The sequence below is a fragment of the Actinomadura macra NBRC 14102 genome, assembly GCF_001552215.1.
Lineage (GTDB): Bacteria > Actinomycetota > Actinomycetes > Streptosporangiales > Streptosporangiaceae > Spirillospora > Spirillospora macra.
Map to the genome: position 1 here is coordinate 530,885 of NZ_BCQT01000011.1, position 16,040 is coordinate 546,924.

Genomic DNA, 16,040 nt, shown 5'->3' on the forward strand with positions numbered 1-16,040 from the left:
GCAGACTGGGACTTTCGCTGGCATCTCGGGTGATAGGCCAAGGGCGGGGCGTCCACGTCGGCGGTCCTCGAATCCGTTGCGGGTCTGGACCGCCCCACGGAGGCCGGCACGGGGGTCAAGGGCCGATGCGGCGGCGGTCGAAGGCGGCCCATTCGGCGTCCCAGAGCCGGTAGCGCCGCAGATCGCAGCGTCGGCGCACCAGCGCGTAGGCTCCCAGCAGCGGCAAGCCCAACGCCGCGGTGACACTGGGTCCGGTGACCAACGTATCGGCGATCGTTTGCGCGTGCCGCCGTGGCGGTTCGTCCCCCACCGTGGCCGAATCCGCCCAGACCTTGGGGTGCCCTCCCACACTGGCTCCGTGCCAGGTGGTGTAGGAACCGGTCCGCCGGCTCCCGTTCCGGTCGTCCCAGACGACCGTGACCTGCCGGCCTGACCGTAGGTTGTCGACCTTCACGACGGTGGCGTCGACTCTGTGGCGGGTGAGCGCCTCATGCCGTTCGGCCCGTACCCCGGAACTGTAGACGGCCTGGGAGACACGGACGCAGACGGGCGGGGCGACGGCCAGAAACGTGATCAGCAGGAGCAGGCCGAGCATCCTCTGGTTGCGGTCCACGTCGCGGCGCAGATCGTTGTCGTCGAAACCGCAGCTTCGGCGCCAGCGGTTCAGCCGAACCCATGGCGTCACCGGTGTCATGATGTCCTCCCTTCAGCCTTCCTGGTGCGACGCTAAGCGGCCGGCCATGCCCGGCCGTAGAGGCGGACGGCCTCTGCCCCACGGGCCTTCAGGGCCCTCTTGCCGTGCCGCGAAGGGACCTACGTCCCCCGCCCCGCGCCCTTGCGGTCAGCAGATACGGGGTAGTTGCTCGCCGACGAGCATGTCGACGACGCGGGTGGCGCCGAGCAGGGTGCGCATCTGGACGCGGCCGGGACGTCGCGGGGTGACCCGTCCGATCACGCGGGCCTCGGTGCCCTCGGGCCGGGCGCGCATCGCGGCGAGGACGGCGTCCGCCGCCGCAGGGGCGACCAGGGCGACCAGGCAGCCCTCGTTGGCGACGTGCATCACGTCCAGGCCGAGCAGTTCGCACGCGGCCGCCACCGGCGGGGGTACGGGAATCGTCTCCTCGTCCAGTTCGATTCCCACGGCCGAGGACTCGGCGAGCTCGTTGAGCGCACCGGCGAGGCCTCCCCGGGTCGGGTCGCGCAGCACGTGCACCCCGTCCCCGCCCGCCTGGATCATCGCGGCGACCAGCCGGTGCAGGGGCCTGCTGTCGGAGGCGATCTCGGCCTCGAAGCCCAGGCGTTCGCGGGCGCTGAGGATCGCGGTGCCGTGCAGGCCGATCGGGCCGGACAGCAGGACCACGTCGCCCGGACGGCCCCGGGCCGAGGACGGCATGGCCCCCGCCGGGCGGCGGCCCAGGCCGGTGGTCGTGACGTAGAGCCCGTCCGCGGCCCCGCGTCCGACGACCTTGGTGTCCCCGGTGACCACCTGGACACCGGACGAGGCGGCCGCACGCGCCACCGACGCGGTGACCGCGCGCAGCTCGGCGAGCGGCAGGCCCTCCTCGATGATGTAGGCGAGGCTGAGGGCGACCGGGCTCGCCCCGCGCATGGCCAGGTCGTTGACGGTGCCGTGGACGGCCAGGGAGCCGATATCGCCGCCGGGGAAGAAGCGCGGTGTGACGACGAACGAGTCGGTGCTGACCACGGCCCCGGCGGCGCCGAGGTCCACCGCGGCGGCGTCCTCGGCGGTCACGTCGCCGCCCAGCTCCGCGCCGATCACGTCCCGCAGCAGCTCGGCCATGAGCCGTCCGCCCGAGCCGTGCCCGAGCAGCACCCGCTCGGTCTCCGCGGCCGGGACGGGGCAGCTCATCATCGTCGGATCGGTCATCGTGTCCTCCCGGCGTTGTGGAAGGCGGCGCAGGTGCCCTCGGTGGAGACCATCGGCGCGCCCAGCGGTCGGCGGGGCGTGCACGACGTCCCGTAGGCGGCGCAGTCGGTGGGCAGCCTGGTGCCCCGCAGGATCGCGCCCGCGATGCATTCGGCGTTCTCGGCCGAGCTCAGGCCGTCCACGCCGAAGCGCCGTTCGGCGTCATAGGCGGCGTACTCGGGCGCGAGGACGAATCCGCTGGCCTGGATGGGACCGATGCCCCGCCACGTGCGGCCGGTCACCCGGAACACCCGGCGCAGCGCCTCCTGGGCGGCGGTGTTGCCGGACCGGCGTACAGCGCGGACGTACTGGTTCTCGACCTCGCGGCGGCCCTCCTCCAGCTGGCGGACGGCCATCAGGATGCCCTCCAGCAGGTCGAGCGGCTCGAAGCCGGTGACCACGATCGGCACCTGGTAGCGGGCGGCGATGGGCTCGTACTCGGTCCATCCCATCACCGCGCAGACGTGCCCGGCGGCGAGGAACGCCTCCACCTGGTTGTCGGCGGAGTCGAGGATCGCGGTCATCGCGGGGGGCACCAGCACGTGGCTGACGAGCATGGAGAAGTTGCCCAGGCCCAGGGCCCGGGCGTGCAGCACCGCCATGGCGTTGGCGGGCGCGGTCGTCTCGAAGCCGACCGCGAAGAACACCACCTGGCGGTCGGGGTTGTCGGCCGCCAGCCGTACGGCGTCCAGCGGGGTGTACACCACGCGCACGTCCGCGCCGCGGGCTCGAAGCCCGAGCAGGTCGCCGGACGATCCGGGGACCCGGAGCATGTCGCCGAAACTCGTGAAGATCACGCCTGGGCGGGAGGCGATGGCCAGCGCCCGGTCCAGGGTCTCCAGCGGAGTCACGCAGACCGGGCAGCCAGGGCCGTGGATCATGCGCATTCCCGCGGGCAGCAGCTCGTCTATGCCCTGCCGGACGATGGTGTGGGTCTGGCCGCCGCACACCTCCATGATCGTCCAGGGGCGGGTGGCGGTGGCGCGGATGTCGGCCAGCAGCCGGCGGGCCAGCCCCGGGTCCCGGTACTCGTCGAGAAATCTCATCGGATCCTTCCGGTTCCGTCCTGCCGGGAGCCGGTGGGGCGATCTCCCGTGTCCGTCGGGTCGCGGCCATCACCGCCGGTGCCGAGTTCGTCTCGCAGCGCGTCCGGGATGGCGCGGATCACCGCGAGGGTGCGGGCGGCCTCCTCCTCGTCCACCATGCTGATCGCGAAGCCGACGTGGACGATGACATGGTCGCCGGCGCGCGCCTCGGGTGTGAAGGCGAGGCAGACCTCGCGGCGGACGCCGTCGAAGTCGACGACGCCCATGCGGGGGTCGTCGCCATGGATCTCCACGACGCGTCCGGGAATGCCCAGGCACATCTTCACTCACCCCTGCCCGCGGTGGCCGACAGTCGCGCCGCCGCGACCACCGCCTGCCCGTAGCTGATGCCGCCGTCGTTCACCGGGACGCGCTCGCCGATGAAGACCTCGAAGCCGGCGCCGTCCAGCGCCTTGAGGACGTCGGCCGCCAGCGTGCGGTTCTGGAAGACGCCACCGGACAGGCAGACCGTGCCGACCCCGGTCTCGGTGCCGATGCGCTCGCACAGCACGGCGGTCACGGTGGCGAGGGTGTGGTGGAAGGCGGCGGCGATACGTCCGGGCGGCTCTCCGCCCGACCGGGCCTCCAGGACGTCGCGGAGGGTCGCCGCGGCGTCGTACACCCACAGGCCGTCGCGGTGGACGAGCCGCCAGGCGAGCGGACCCACGTCATCGTGCCCGGCCGCCGCCGCCTCCAACCGCATCGCGGCTTCACCCTCGTAGCGGTTGTCGCCGCAAACGCCGAGCAGGGCCGCCACCGCGTCGAAGAGCCGCCCGGCGCTGGAGGCCGGCGGCGAGTTCAGCCGACGTTCGATCATGCGGCGCACCAGGGAGATCTCCCGTTCGTGCAGGCCGTCCGGCAGGTGCTCGGCGGCCACCGCGTCCTGGAGACGTTCTGCCAGGGGTTCGGCGCCGAACAGGTAGCCCAGCGCCATGCGGGCCGGCCGCCGGACGGCCACGCTCCCCCCGCACAGCGGGGCACGGGAGAAGCGCCCGAGCCGCCGGTACCCCGTGTAGGTGGCCAGCAGGATCTCTCCGCCCCAGAAGGTGCCGTCGTCTCCGAGCCCGAGCCCGTCGTAGGCCACACCGAGGAAGGGGCCTTCGACCCCGTGCTCGGCCGCCGTGGCGGCGACGTGGGCATGGTGGTGCTGCACCGCGATCCGGTGGTCGGCGGGCCAGCGCGCGGCGTGCTTGGTGGACAGGTATTCGGGATGGAGATCATGCGCGACATACGCGGGGTCGACGTCCTCGACGCGCAGCCGCAGCTCCAGCGATCGTTCGAACGCCTCCAGCGTCTCCGCGTCCTCCAGGTCCCCGATGTGCGGGCCGAGGACCGCCCGCCGTCCTGACGCGACGGTGAAGGTGTGCTTGAGCTGCGCGCCCAGCGCGAGTACCGGTTCGGACGGCGCCACCGGCAGCGGCAGCGGAGCGGGGGCGTACCCGCGGGCCCGGCGCACCAGGGACGGCCTCCCGGCGGCGACTCGGGCGACGCTGTCGTCGTAGCGTGCCAAGATCGGCCGGTCGTGGGCGAGGACACCGTTGGTGACGGGGGTGAACAGGCGGACGGCATCGTCGTCATCGATCACCATGGGGCTTCCGGCGCGGTTGCCGCTGGTCACCACCAGGGGCCGGTCCAGGTCCCGCAGTAGCAGGTGATGCAGCGGGCTATAGGGAAGGAACATCCCGATATCGGGGAGGCCGGAGCACACCTGCGGCGCCACCGCCCCGTCCACCTGGGGTGCCAGCACGATCGGGGAGGCGGGGGAGGCCAGGAGGCCCACGTCGGTCACGGTGAGCGTCGCGATCGCGGACGCCGCCGCGATGCCGGGGACCATGACGGCGAGCGGCTTGGCCTCCCGTCCCTTGGCGTCGCGCAACCGCTCCACCGCGCATGGATCGGTGGCGTCGCAGACCAGCTGGTAGCCGCCGACGCCCTTGATCGCGACGACTCCGCCGCGCCGGATCGCCGTCACCGCCGCCGCCAAGGCGTCCTCGCCCGACGTGCCGTCCCCCCGCCAGGTCAGCCGCGGCCCGCACTGCGGGCACGCGATGGGCTCGGCGTGGAAACGGCGGTTGCCGGGATCGTGGTACTCGGCCGCGCACGCCGGGCACATCGCAAAGCCTTCCATGGTCGTACGCGCCCGGTCATAGGGAAGCCCGGTGACGATGGTGGCACGCGGCCCGCAGTCGGTGCAGTTGACGAACGGGTAGCGGTAGCGCCGATCGGCCGGGTCGGACAGCTCGTTCAGGCACGCCTCGCAGGTGGCCAGATCCGGGGGCACGTCCCGTGCCGCGGTCCCCCAGGCGGCGCTGTCGAGGACGGTGAACCTCGCAGGGACCACCGCTCCGGGCAGGCGGGTCGTCAGCACGTCGAGTACGGAGGCGTGCCGTGGTGCCTCGTCCACGAGCCGGGCCTGGAAGTCGTCCAGTACCGCGTCCTCGCCGACGGCCCTGATCACCACGGCGCCGCCGGCGTTGCGCACGTCGCCGCGCAGGCCGCAGGCAGTCGCAAGGCGGTAGACGAACGGCCGGAAGCCCACCCCCTGCACGGTGCCGCGCACTTCGATGCGCCGTGCCTCGATCTCACCGTCCTGGATCCCGCTCATGAGGACGCCGGCCAGGCGCGGGTGAGGGGGGACCACTGGCCGTCGGCGGTCGGGTAGGTGGTGGTCCAGACGGCTTTGTCGGTGCTTCGGACCGCCGCGATGATGTACGGCGTGGGTTCACGGGTCCCGGCGGCGGTCGGGGCGTCGACCAGTCTGCCGCCGAGGCTCTTCCATCCGGTGGAGCCGTCGCCGCCGAGCCCGTTCGCCCAGAGAGCGTCGTCGGTGCCTCGTGCGAGGACGAACAGGCCGTTGCTCTGCGGTATGTAGCCGATGGCCGGCGTGCTGTAGGTGCGGCCGCCCAGTGAGCTCCAGGTCGACCCCTGGGCACTGGACGTCCTCCAGATGGCGTGATCGGTTCCGGCAGCGACGATGTCGACGTGGCCGTCCTGGATGGTCACCGCGGCCGGTCCGGTCGACAGCCGGCCGCCCGCGCGTTTCCACGCCTTCAGCGATCCGCCTGCCTCCAGCGTCCGGGTCCACAGCGCGTTGTCGGTGCCGCGGGCGAACACGTCGATGCGCCCGTCGCTCCCTCCGGTGACCGCCGGTGACGAGGTCAGCGCCCCTCCCCAGCTGGTCCAGCGCCCCCAGCTACCGTTGCGCATCGTCCGCAGCCACACCGCGTCGTCGGTGCCGCGTGCCGCCACGACGACCGTCGTGCCCGCGACGGCCGCGGCCGGAGCGCCGACGACGACGCCGCCCACGTTGTGTGGCGCGGACCAGGAGCCTTCACGGACGAAGGTGCGCATGTATACCGCGCTGTCGCCCCCTTGGTAGAAGGCGAATCCAGAGCCGGCCGAGTCGAAGGCTAGCCCGACGGCCGAACGTGCGACCTGCCCCGGCGCTGCCGCGGGCGGAGCACCTGCTGCCGTCTGTGGGGCTGCGACAGGAAGCGCAAGCCCGAGAAGGCCGGCCGTGGTGCCCGCCCTTAAGGCGAGAATCCCGGGCGGACGGAACGAGATACGCCGTTTGATGCCTGCCATTTGTGCGGATCCAAGCATTTTCATCACCCCGATTCAGAATGAGCCCTGGTGATGAGGGTGAGGAAGGGCCGAAGGTCCCTGAGACCGACCCGCGGGCGTCGTGGTACCGAGAGGCCGACGCCGCCGGACGGGCAGGCTCCTGTGGTTCATCCGGTCCCGGAACCGCGGCCGCCGTGCCCCGTGCCTCTTGGGAGCGGGGGAGCCGTGACCGAGAGGGGACCTTGGTCCCGGCCGACGGTGGACGTGCTCCCCTGGCCGGCCGCGATCGCGAGCACGACGGTGGGAGCAGGCGCTGCCCGCCGCAGCGACGCGGTTTCCGGGCATCGGCCCAGGGAGGATGAAATGTTCTTCTCACGGTTCGCCTTTGCGGTGGTCGCATTCCACCGATTCGTCATGGGAATGGTAGGCGCCGAGCCCGCCTCCACACCGGGACCGGACTCATGAACGGCATCACCCCGGAACAGGTTCCGGCACCCGATGTGGAGCGCCTACTGCACACACGTCATCGTCGCTGCCTTCCCGCGCTGGCCACGTTGAGATTGCTGGCCGGAACGTCGGGAGATGAAAGGACAGGGCACGGGGTGCGCAGCGCGACGGAAGAGGTGCTGGGCGAACTGGCGGCCGCCGAGCGGATCCTGCTGAACTCGCTTGCGGGAGGTCTGCGTTCCAACGCGCTCGCGCATTTCCTGGAGTGCCGGACCAATCGGCTGAAGGTCGTGGCCGAGGATGCCGCCGTGGCCGCCGACGGCGGCGACATGCCGTCTCTACGGAGGCTGCTCTACCAGTTCAATGCCCTGGCCGACGCGATGTGGAAAGTGCAGATCGCCCTCAGCGAATCCGGCCGAGGCCGCCGGGCCGTGCGCTCCAGGTGAACCCTATTCGTGGCCGCCCGCACCGGACGCCGGGTGGCGCGTGCGGTGGAAGGCCAGGGCACCGGGAAGTACGGGGAGCCAGAAGCTGAGGACGCGGAAGAGAAGGACGGTCATGACGGCCTGGGTGGGTCCGGTGCCCAAGGCGACCAAGGCCAGGACGAGTACCGGCTCCACTATGCCGACCCCGCCGGGAAGCGGTCCCAGCAGCCGCAGGGGAATCAGCGCCAGGTAGACGGCGGCCAGGACGGCGGGGGAGAGAGAAACGTTCATGGCGTGGGCGACGGACAGGAACGCCAAGACCGAGCAACTGGTCACCGCAGAACTCCCCCCGACCAGCATGAGGAGGTGCGCGGGCCGCTCCAGGCGTCGGGGGAGGGCGAGCGCCGCGGCCCTTAGCGGGGGGATGAACTCGGCCCGCCGGTGCCAGGCGAGAACCGCGCCCGCGCACGCGGCAGCCGTGACTGCCAGGGCGAGCGGCCGGGACCAGACCGGCGGACGCAGGGTCCCCCAGCCCTGCGACGTTGCCGAGACGACGGCCAGGGTGAGCGCCGTTACGTGGACGAGCGCGCCGGTCAACCGGGTGAGGGCGATGGTCTCGGCCGCCTCCTCGGGTCCGGCTCCGTGGCCGCGCACGTGGCGTTCCAGGACGTCGCCCGCACCGCGTCCGGCCTGGTGCTGGCGGGAGGCGTAGGAGGCGGCCAGCTGGCACAGGTAGGTGCGTCCGAAGGCGAGATCACGCCAGGCGGCTCCCATCAGCGAGAGCGCGCCCGCGGCATAGCCGAGCACGACCAGCAGCGTCGCGGCGAGCAGCCAGCGGGCGTGCACCTCGGTCAGGACGGACGCGGGAGAACGCACACCGGTGATGCCGATGAGCGCGTGGTAGGTCCCGTACCCGGCGGCGACGAGCAGCAACAGGAACCAGGGCCGGGCGGGAAGCCGTGACAGCGGCCGAGGGGGGACGCGTGTGCCGCCCGCTTCGACCATTGCCGCACGGACCTCGTCGAGAAGGCGGGGGTTCCCGCGCAGCTTCGCCCGGGTGGATCCCGCCAGGGCGAGCGGTTGCAGAAAGCCGGCGGCGGCCTCGACGGCGGCAAGCCCCAGGACGCCCACCGCGGCCCGGACGGCCTGGTGCGGTCCGGCGACGAAAGCAGTGGAGACGAGCAGTTCCGCGACGTCCTGCGCCAGCCGCCCGTCCCCGGCGGCGTCCTCGGCGAAGCCGAAGTCCACGAGCACGGGACGTCCGTCGGAGTCGATGAGGACGTTCGCCAGTCTCAGGTCGCGGTGCGCTATCCGCGCCCGGCGGAGTTTCGCTACCTCGCCCCAGAGCGAGTGGAGGAACTCGTCGTCCGGCGGGCGCCGGGCTGGGCCGTCGAGGCTCTTGGCGTCGATGGCCTCCTCGGCGAGAATCCAGGTCCCTCGGCCCGCGGGCGCCACCCCGATGACGGCGGGGACGCGCACGCCCGCGGCCGCGGCCCGCATCAGCATGTACGCCTCGTGCTCCACCTGACGTTTGGGGCTCGGCACCGGCGTCTCGTCCTCCACCTCGCGGTAGAGCAGGAACCGGGCCGCCTTGAAGAGCAGGTCCGCGTCCCGCTGGTCGCGGCCGAGCGCCTTGACGAAGACGGAGCGGCCGCCGCCGGTGACGGCGGTGAAGGGAACCGACCCGCGGGCGTCCACCTTGAGCGGTACGGCCTTCGGCGCGGTCAACCCGCAGCGGACGAGCCCGGCGTCTATCAACTCCGGTGCCGGGACGTGGTTCGGTGTCCCGTGCACGAGGTGGACGGCGCCGCCGACGGCCCAGCCGAGTGCGGCCCCGGCGATGACGTCGAGCGGAAAATGGGCACCGACGTAGACACGGCTCAACGGCACGGCGATCGCCACCGTCCACAGCACCCAGCGGACCGGGCGGCGCACGTACGCGGCCGCCGCGGTGGCCAGGGCCGCCGCCACGGCCGCATGGCCGGAGACGAAGCCGAGCCCGCCCTCGTGCGCGCCGCGCAGGACGACCTCCGACAGCAGCGCTCCCGGCCGGCCGCGGTCGGCGACGCTCTTGACGAGCTTGGCGAGCAGCCAGGCCAGTGCGCCCGCGACCGCGAGATCCACGGCCGGGCGGGTGCGGCGGGCGGCGAGGGCCGCCACCGCCGCCACCGCGACGGCACCGAGCGCTCCGGCCTGCATCACGATGTTCACGGGCCCGAACAACCAGCCGGGCAGGGCGTTGACGAGCCGGAAGGCATCGGCCTCTGGACGCAGCAGGAACCCGTCGGCGGCGAAGACCGCCAGGATCAGGCAGGCGCTCAGCCCGGCCAGGACGCGGATCACGTCGGCGGGATGCCGGGCGGTGGCCGGAGCTTTCGCCAGAAAAGGGTTGAACCGGCCGATGGTGAGCAGCGGCCGCACTGGTGCCGGGCCGTCGGTCGGGATGTCAGGAGGGCGCCATGCGGGAGGGGGAAGAGTGTGGGTCACGTGGCCTACGGTGCTCATCGCGGCCAGGCGCGCGGCGTCCTCGTCGAACAGAGCGGGGTTCGTGTCCGTCTCCGCCCTGCCCCAGCCGACGATCCAGGGTCGTCGCCGCCCGTCGATCAGGATGTTCTCGGGAAGCAGGTCGCGGTGGGCGATACGGCCGCGCCTCAGCGCCGCGAGCTGCCGCCACAGATCGTCCAGCACCTCCCGGTCCGGGGCGTCGGGTGCGTGCGGCGGGCGCGCGTCGATGTGGTCCATGACCAGCGCCCAGCTGCCCGGGGCCACCTCGGCGACGAACCGGACGGCGGGGGCGCGCGCACCGGCCTGCCGCGCCCGCATCAAGAGGTAGCCCTCGTGCTCGGCCAGGTGCTTGGCGGTGGCGAACGGCGGCTCGCCCGGTCTGCGCCGCCACAGGCGGCCCAGCCGGTGCAGGGCGTCGGCGTCCCGCTGGTCGCGGCCGACGACCTTCACGAAGAGCCGTCCGGACGGCGTGGTCACCGCGAAGGGGATCGCGCGCCGCAGGTCACCCGGCACCCTGGCCACGCCCGTCACGGCGAGTCCGTGCAGGCCGAGGGCCTCCCGAAGCGCATCGGGCCGGAGCCGGTGCTCCGAGGTGCCGAGGACGAGGAGGACGCCCGCTCCGACGGCCCATCCGAGCGCGGCTCCGCCGAGAGCGTCCAGCGGAAGGTGCGCGCCCACGTACACCCTGGCCGCGCCGACGGCGGCGACCATGAGCCACAGGACGCGCCGGTACGGACGGGAAAGGTAGGCACCGGCCACGGTGACCAGTGCCGCGGCCACGGCCGTGTGTCCTGCGACGAACCCGGTGCCCCACGGGGTCCCGTCGGCCCGGAGCGTGACACCCTCCAGCAGCGCGGCGGGACGTGGCCGGCCCGACACGTCCTCGACGACCTTGGCGAGCAGCCACGCGAGCGACCCGCTCACCCCCAATGAGACGGCCAGGCGGAACCTGCGCGCCAGCGCGGCACCGGCCGCGGCCACGGCGACCGCGCCGATCCAGCCCGCCTGCGTCACCAGCCACATCGGAAGTCCGATCGAGCCGGGAAGATCGTTCACCAGCCGGAACAGGGCGACCTCCCAGCCGGGAGCACCCCCGTTCAGTGTGGCCAGGACCAGCAGCACGGCCAGGGCGATCACGAGCCTGACCGCGTCCATCGGGTGACGGAAGGCGGTACCGCGCGACCAGGTGGCGAGCAGCGGCCGGCCCCACCGCCAGCCGAGCCACAGGGCACCGCCCGCGGGCAGATAGGCGAGGTAGGTGAAGAAGCGGAACAGCAGCACCCCGGCGGTGGCGGCGGGCAGATCCGCACCCGTCAGGTCCAGACCGCCGATCATGGCGAGCTCGAGGACGCCCGCGCTGCCCGGGGTGAGCGGGATCGCGGTCACCTGCCGGGCGACCGTGTAGACCGCGAACGCCTCCAGGACGCCCACCCTCGACACGCCGGTCGCCTGGAGCGACAGGTACAGCACGGCGAACAGGCAGAGGTGGTACCCCACCGCGGAGACCGTCAGCACCGGCCACCGGGAGCGGATCAGCTCGCGGGCACCGGCCTGGAAACGCGCCACGTCATCGCCGTGGCCGCCGATCCTGCGGTGCAGCAGCCGGGCGAGGGGACGCGCGGCGCGGACGGCCGCGCCCACGACGGCGGAGGCGGCGCGGCCATCGCGCAGCAGGACGACCGCGAGCGCCACGAGCAATGCCGCGAGGACGAGACCCAGAACGCCCGCACCCTGGACCTGCGGAGGCACATCGGACGCCAGGGCGAGCAGTCCCAGGGCCAGCAGCGGCAGGGTCAGCCGCGCGACGAGGTTCCAGATACCGGTGACCAACACTTGGAGCGCGATCGGCGCGGGCGCGAAGCCGAGTTCCCGGCACATCGCGACGTTCAGCGCCGCCCCGGCGGCGCCACCGCCCGGCAAAGCGTAGGACAGAGCGGTGGTCACGACGTTGATGACACAGGCGGGGGCCGTCCGCAATCCGGGAAGCGCGGCACTGAGCGAGAGAGCCGAGACGACGACGGAAAGGACCGTGAACGCCGACAGCAGCGCCAGTTCCAGCGGGTCCACACGCGTCCGCAGGATGCCGGCGACCTCCTCCAGATCGACCATGCGGGGCAGGGCCATACCGAAGATCGCGATGACGATCAGCAGGCCGGGGGCGCGCCTGAGCCAGCTCCGGCGGCGTCCCTGGCCGTCCAGTCGGTCGTGGTGCGGCGGGGTCGGCACGGGGGGTACGGACCCGCTCCCGGGTGCCTGCGCGCGGGTCGGCATGCCTGCTCCAAGTGTCACGGACGGGGGGTTCAGCGACGTGGCGCCGGGGCTCCCGCCACCGGGACGAAGCGCCGGTACAGGCCGGTGATGCGCAGAACCTTCGCGACCTGCGGACGCACTCCGGTGATGGTGACCGACCCGCCGCGGCGCTCGGCCAGGTCGCTGACGGCCACGATCGCCGCGACACCCCGCGCGTCGCAGAACGTCAGCGAGGACGCGTCGATCACGATGTCCGGGCCGCGGTCCTGGATGATGCGGGTCAGCGCCACACGGAACGTCACGTCCGTGGCGATGTCCAGTTCTCCGGCGACCGCCACGCGGGTGGGACCGGACCCGGTGTCCCGGAGAAGCGTCGTGACCAGTTGCGGGGACGAAGGCGGCGATATGGCGTATGCGTTCATGACGTTTCCTTTGACGAGCCTGGGATTCCCCTTAGGTTCCGACGCCGGCGCATACGGACTGTAGGGACGAAGGTCCCGCAGGAGGTCCGCCAAGGTCCGCCGTCCTCGTTTCAGCCACGCATCAAGAAGGGGACAAAGCCGCCGGTAGGGCGATCCGCTACCGAGCACCGAGACCGCCGGGTGAGAACCTGGCAGCGCCGGACGCCGGATTAACGACGACATCGGAGGAGCGGCCATGAACCGATGGGTCCTGGCCTACGACGGATATGAGCCCGCCGCCGAAAGGCTGCGGGAAGCACTGTGCACGCTGGGCAACGGCTATGTCGCCACCCGGGGCGCCGCGCCGGAGTCACGCGCCGACGGCGTCCATTATCCGGGCACCTATGTCGCCGGCTGTTACGACCGGCTCTCCGCCGATATCCACGGCCGGCCCTTCGACAACACCGACCTGGTCAACATGCCCAACTGGCTGCCGCTCAACTTCCGTGCCGCCGGCGGCGAGTGGTTCGACCCCGACCGTGCCTTACGGGACGGGACGCTCCACTCCTTCCGGCAGGAACTCGACCTCCGGCGCGGCGTCCTGACCCGCCTCCTGCGCTTCACCGATTCGGCCGGGCGGGCGTTCCGGCTGGTCCAGCGCAGGATCGTGTCCATGCATGACCCGCATCTGGCCGCGCTGGAGACCACGATCGTGCCGGAAGACTGGACCGGCACACTGGAGGTCCGGTCGGCGCTGGACGGGCGGGTCCTCAACTCAGGGGTGACCCGCTACCGGGACCTGCCCGGGAAGCACCTGCGCTGCGCGGAACCACGGCCGCAGGACGACCCGGAACTGATCGCCCTCCACGCGGCAACCGTCTCCTCCCGGATCGAGGTCGCCGTGGCGGCCAGGACCCGCAGCTCGGCACCGGCTGAGCGCACCTTCCGCGTCGAGGACGCCTGGGCGGCCCATGACCTGGCCATAGACGTCCAGGAGGGGGTCCCCGTCACGATCGAGAAGGTGGCCGCCCTGTTCACCTCCCGGGACCGCGCGATCGAGGAATGCGGCCAGGCCGCCCGGGTCGCCGCCGCACGGGCGGGGGACTTCGACACCCTTGTGCAGCGGCACACGATGGCCTGGACCCGCCTGTGGCGGCGCTGCCAGCTGAGCGTGGACCACGTCGAGGTGCAGCGCGTCCTCAACCTCCACATCTTCCACCTGCTGCAGACGGTGTCGGAGCACAGCGTCGACCTGGACGTCGGGGTACCCGCGCGTGGCCTGCACGGGGAGGCGTACAGAGGTCACGTCTTCTGGGACGAGCTGTTCATCCTGCCCTTCCTGACACTGCGGTTCCCCGAGATCGCACGGGCGCTGCTGATGTACCGGTGGCGGCGGCTCCCCCAGGCGCGGCTCGAGGCCGCCGAGGCGGGGCACCGGGGAGCCATGTTCCCGTGGCAGAGCGCGGCGGACGGGCGGGAGGAGACGCAGCGGATGCACCTCAACCCGCGCTCGGAGCGCTGGCTGCCCGACCACACGCACCTGCAACGCCATGTCGGGCTGACCATCGCCCACAACGTCTGGCGGTTCTTCGAGGCGACCGGGGACCTCGACTTCCTCGCCGAGTACGGGGCGGAGATCATTTTGGAGATCGCGCGGTTCTTCGCCGACCTCGCCGGCTACGACCGCTCACGCGACCGGTACAGGATCCGCGGCGTCATGGGGCCGGACGAGTACCACGACGCCTACCCGGGCCGGGACGAGCCGGGCCTGGAGGACAACGCCTACACCAACATCTTCGCCGCATGGGTGCTGCGGCGCGCGCTGGAGGCGCTGGCCGCGCTTCCCGAGGATCGTCGCGCGGAGTTGCGCGAGCGCCTCGCGCTGACAGGTGAGGAGGTCACGCGGTTCGAGGACGTGGCCGGCAAGATGTACGTCCCGTTCCATGACGGGGTCATCAGCCAGTTCGAAGGCTACGCGGACCTTGAGGAGTTCGACTGGACGGGCTATCGGGAGCGCTACGGCGACATCCGCAGGCTCGACAGGATTCTGGAGGCCGAAGGCGACACTGCCAACCGCTACAAGGCTTCCAAACAGGCGGACGTTCTGATGCTGTTCTACGTGCTCTCACCCGGAGAACTCGACGGTGTCCTGCGACGCCTCGGGTACGACCACGGGCCCGGTCTCGTCGCCAGGACGATCGACTACTACCTGCGGCGTACCTGTGATGGATCGACGCTCAGCTCGCTGGTCCACGCCTGGATCCTGGCGCGAACCGACGGCGAGGCGGCGTGGCGAATCTTCCTTGACACGCTCGGCAGCGACGTCGAGGACGTCCAGCACGGCACCACCGCCGAGGGCGTCCACCTGGGGGCGATGGCCGGCACTGTCGACCTCGTCCAGCGCTGCTACGCCGGGATCGGCACCCAGGACGGCATCCTCCGGCTGGAACCCCGGCTGCCGGCCCAGATCGGTCACCTGCGCCTCGGGCTGCGCTACCGCGGACACTGGGGTATCGACCTGAGCTGTCGCCACGACAGCCTCCGGGTGACGCTCCAGCCCGGTGTCGCCTCTCCCATCAGCATCACCTACGGGACCGAAGAGATCGTCATCGAGCCCGGCACGTCCTGGGAGCGCCCTCTTCAGCAGGGCAGGACCGTCCCGCCCACCGGTTGAGCAGGCGCTTCGGATCCGTGACGGGCGAGCACGTCCGCTCGCGCTCGCTCAGGTGACCACGAGATGGACTTTGGTCCCGGTCATAGGGGACGCATGACCATGGGGACGAGGCCCACGCGGAGAAAGCATAAAGGTGCACTCACCGATGGGGAGGGCGCCGAGACCGGAGCAGACGAGGGGCGGCCATACCGAGGCCGCACGACCCACCGTCGCCAAGACGGCTCATCCGGGCCCGAGGGTCAATCCCCGTCGGGGGTGTCCACCGACCCCGAGCCGAGGGAGGCATAATGAGCACACTACAGCGGCGCGAGCAGCGGAGTATCTTCCCTGACCTGTTCGAATGGATGGAATCGCCGTTCGCTCTGCTGCGGGCAGGCTCCGGCCAGACCATGCGCGTCGAGGACTACGTCGACGGCGAGGACCACGTGATCCGGGCCGAGCTGCCCGGTATCGACCCCGACAAGGACGTGGAGATCACCGTCACCGGCGGCGTGCTGAGCGTTCGCGCCGAGCGCCACGAGGGAAAGAAGGAAGCGCACCGGTCCGAATTCCACTACGGGGCGTTCACCCGGTCCTTCACCCTTCCGCCTGACACCGCGATCGACGACATCAGCGCGTCCTACGACAAGGGCATCCTCACCATCCGCGTGCCGATGCCGAAGGCCGCCAAACGCGAAGCGAAACGGATCACCGTCAAGAAGTGACCCTTGGAGCCGGAGGAGGGCATCGGGCCGGGGCGGCCGGTTCGATGCCCTTCCTGCC

Annotated in this window: 11 protein-coding genes; 3 read left to right on the forward strand and 8 right to left on the reverse strand. The window is 71.9% G+C overall.

The genetic code is table 11. The features are described 5' to 3' along the window. Nucleotides 1-115: 115 nt before the first annotated feature. The 6 genes from AMA02S_RS22040 to AMA02S_RS42070 all read right to left on the reverse strand — a co-directional run bounded on the left by AMA02S_RS22040 (nt 116) and on the right by AMA02S_RS42070 (nt 6,621). Nucleotides 116-694, reverse strand: a complete 579-nt coding sequence (locus AMA02S_RS22040; RefSeq protein ID WP_067461227.1) for an Rv1733c family protein — start codon at nt 692-694, stop codon at nt 116-118. 147 nt (nt 695-841) lie between these two features. Next, entirely contained in the window at nt 842-1,888 is a 1,047-nt protein-coding gene (gene hypE / locus AMA02S_RS22045; RefSeq protein ID WP_067461228.1) for a hydrogenase expression/formation protein HypE, read from the reverse strand. Beyond that, entirely contained in the window at nt 1,885-2,973 is a 1,089-nt protein-coding gene (hypD, locus tag AMA02S_RS22050) for a hydrogenase formation protein HypD (RefSeq protein ID WP_067461229.1), read from the reverse strand. The genes hypE and hypD overlap by 4 nt, the downstream gene beginning before the upstream one ends. Continuing rightward, nucleotides 2,970-3,293 (reverse strand): HypC/HybG/HupF family hydrogenase formation chaperone, encoded by a 324-nt coding sequence (locus AMA02S_RS22055; protein ID WP_067461230.1) that lies wholly within the window; start codon nt 3,291-3,293, stop codon nt 2,970-2,972. Before AMA02S_RS22055 ends, hypD begins: the two co-directional genes overlap by 4 nt. 2 nt (nt 3,294-3,295) lie before the next feature. After that, nucleotides 3,296-5,617: a carbamoyltransferase HypF gene (gene hypF / locus AMA02S_RS22060; RefSeq protein WP_067461353.1), complete on the reverse strand. Its 2,322-nt coding sequence runs from the start codon at nt 5,615-5,617 to the stop codon at nt 3,296-3,298. Then, on the reverse strand, nt 5,614-6,621 hold the full coding sequence (locus AMA02S_RS42070; RefSeq protein WP_501162063.1) for a DUF8189 domain-containing protein: 1,008 nt from the start codon (nt 6,619-6,621) through the stop codon (nt 5,614-5,616). The genes hypF and AMA02S_RS42070 overlap by 4 nt, the downstream gene beginning before the upstream one ends. Before the next feature lie 416 nt (nt 6,622-7,037). Here AMA02S_RS42070 and AMA02S_RS22070 point away from each other — a divergent pair, with 416 nt between their 5' ends. Beyond that, nucleotides 7,038-7,469 carry a hypothetical protein gene (locus AMA02S_RS22070; protein ID WP_157430761.1) on the forward strand — a complete coding sequence of 144 codons (432 nt, stop codon included), beginning with the start codon at nt 7,038-7,040 and terminating at the stop codon, nt 7,467-7,469. A gap of 3 nt (nt 7,470-7,472) precedes the next feature. Here the strand turns inward: AMA02S_RS22070 and AMA02S_RS22075 are convergent, their stop codons facing one another. Both AMA02S_RS22075 and AMA02S_RS42970 read right to left on the reverse strand, forming a co-directional pair. Further along, the gene (locus AMA02S_RS22075; RefSeq protein ID WP_084265460.1) at nt 7,473-12,224 is read right to left on the reverse strand and encodes a lysylphosphatidylglycerol synthase domain-containing protein; all 4,752 of its coding nucleotides are present in this window, start codon (nt 12,222-12,224) and stop codon (nt 7,473-7,475) included. A gap of 29 nt (nt 12,225-12,253) precedes the next feature. Further along, nucleotides 12,254-12,625 carry an STAS domain-containing protein gene (locus AMA02S_RS42970; RefSeq protein WP_067461234.1) on the reverse strand — a complete coding sequence of 124 codons (372 nt, stop codon included), beginning with the start codon at nt 12,623-12,625 and terminating at the stop codon, nt 12,254-12,256. Nucleotides 12,626-12,860: 235 nt separating this feature from the next. Between AMA02S_RS42970 and AMA02S_RS22085 the strand changes: the two genes are divergently transcribed. Further along, nucleotides 12,861-15,278, forward strand: a complete 2,418-nt coding sequence (locus AMA02S_RS22085) for a glycoside hydrolase family 65 protein (RefSeq protein ID WP_067461235.1) — start codon at nt 12,861-12,863, stop codon at nt 15,276-15,278. Nucleotides 15,279-15,565: 287 nt separating this feature from the next. Continuing rightward, nucleotides 15,566-15,982, forward strand: coding sequence for an Hsp20/alpha crystallin family protein (locus AMA02S_RS22090; RefSeq protein ID WP_067461236.1), 417 nt, complete (start codon nt 15,566-15,568; stop codon nt 15,980-15,982). The last annotated feature ends 58 nt before the right edge of the window (nt 15,983-16,040 follow it).

Coding starts and splice junctions, on each gene's coding strand:
- AMA02S_RS22040 (WP_067461227.1), bottom strand. CDS start 694: ATGACACCGGTGACGCCATGGGTTCGGCTGAACCGCTGGCGCCGAAGC.
- hypE (WP_067461228.1), bottom strand. CDS start 1,888: ATGACCGATCCGACGATGATGAGCTGCCCCGTCCCGGCCGCGGAGACC.
- hypD (WP_067461229.1), bottom strand. CDS start 2,973: ATGAGATTTCTCGACGAGTACCGGGACCCGGGGCTGGCCCGCCGGCTG.
- AMA02S_RS22055 (WP_067461230.1), bottom strand. CDS start 3,293: ATGTGCCTGGGCATTCCCGGACGCGTCGTGGAGATCCATGGCGACGAC.
- hypF (WP_067461353.1), bottom strand. CDS start 5,617: ATGAGCGGGATCCAGGACGGTGAGATCGAGGCACGGCGCATCGAAGTG.
- AMA02S_RS42070 (WP_501162063.1), bottom strand. CDS start 6,621: ATGAAAATGCTTGGATCCGCACAAATGGCAGGCATCAAACGGCGTATC.
- AMA02S_RS22070 (WP_157430761.1), top strand. CDS start 7,038: ATGAACGGCATCACCCCGGAACAGGTTCCGGCACCCGATGTGGAGCGC.
- AMA02S_RS22075 (WP_084265460.1), bottom strand. CDS start 12,224: ATGCCGACCCGCGCGCAGGCACCCGGGAGCGGGTCCGTACCCCCCGTG.
- AMA02S_RS42970 (WP_067461234.1), bottom strand. CDS start 12,625: ATGAACGCATACGCCATATCGCCGCCTTCGTCCCCGCAACTGGTCACG.
- AMA02S_RS22085 (WP_067461235.1), top strand. CDS start 12,861: ATGAACCGATGGGTCCTGGCCTACGACGGATATGAGCCCGCCGCCGAA.
- AMA02S_RS22090 (WP_067461236.1), top strand. CDS start 15,566: ATGAGCACACTACAGCGGCGCGAGCAGCGGAGTATCTTCCCTGACCTG.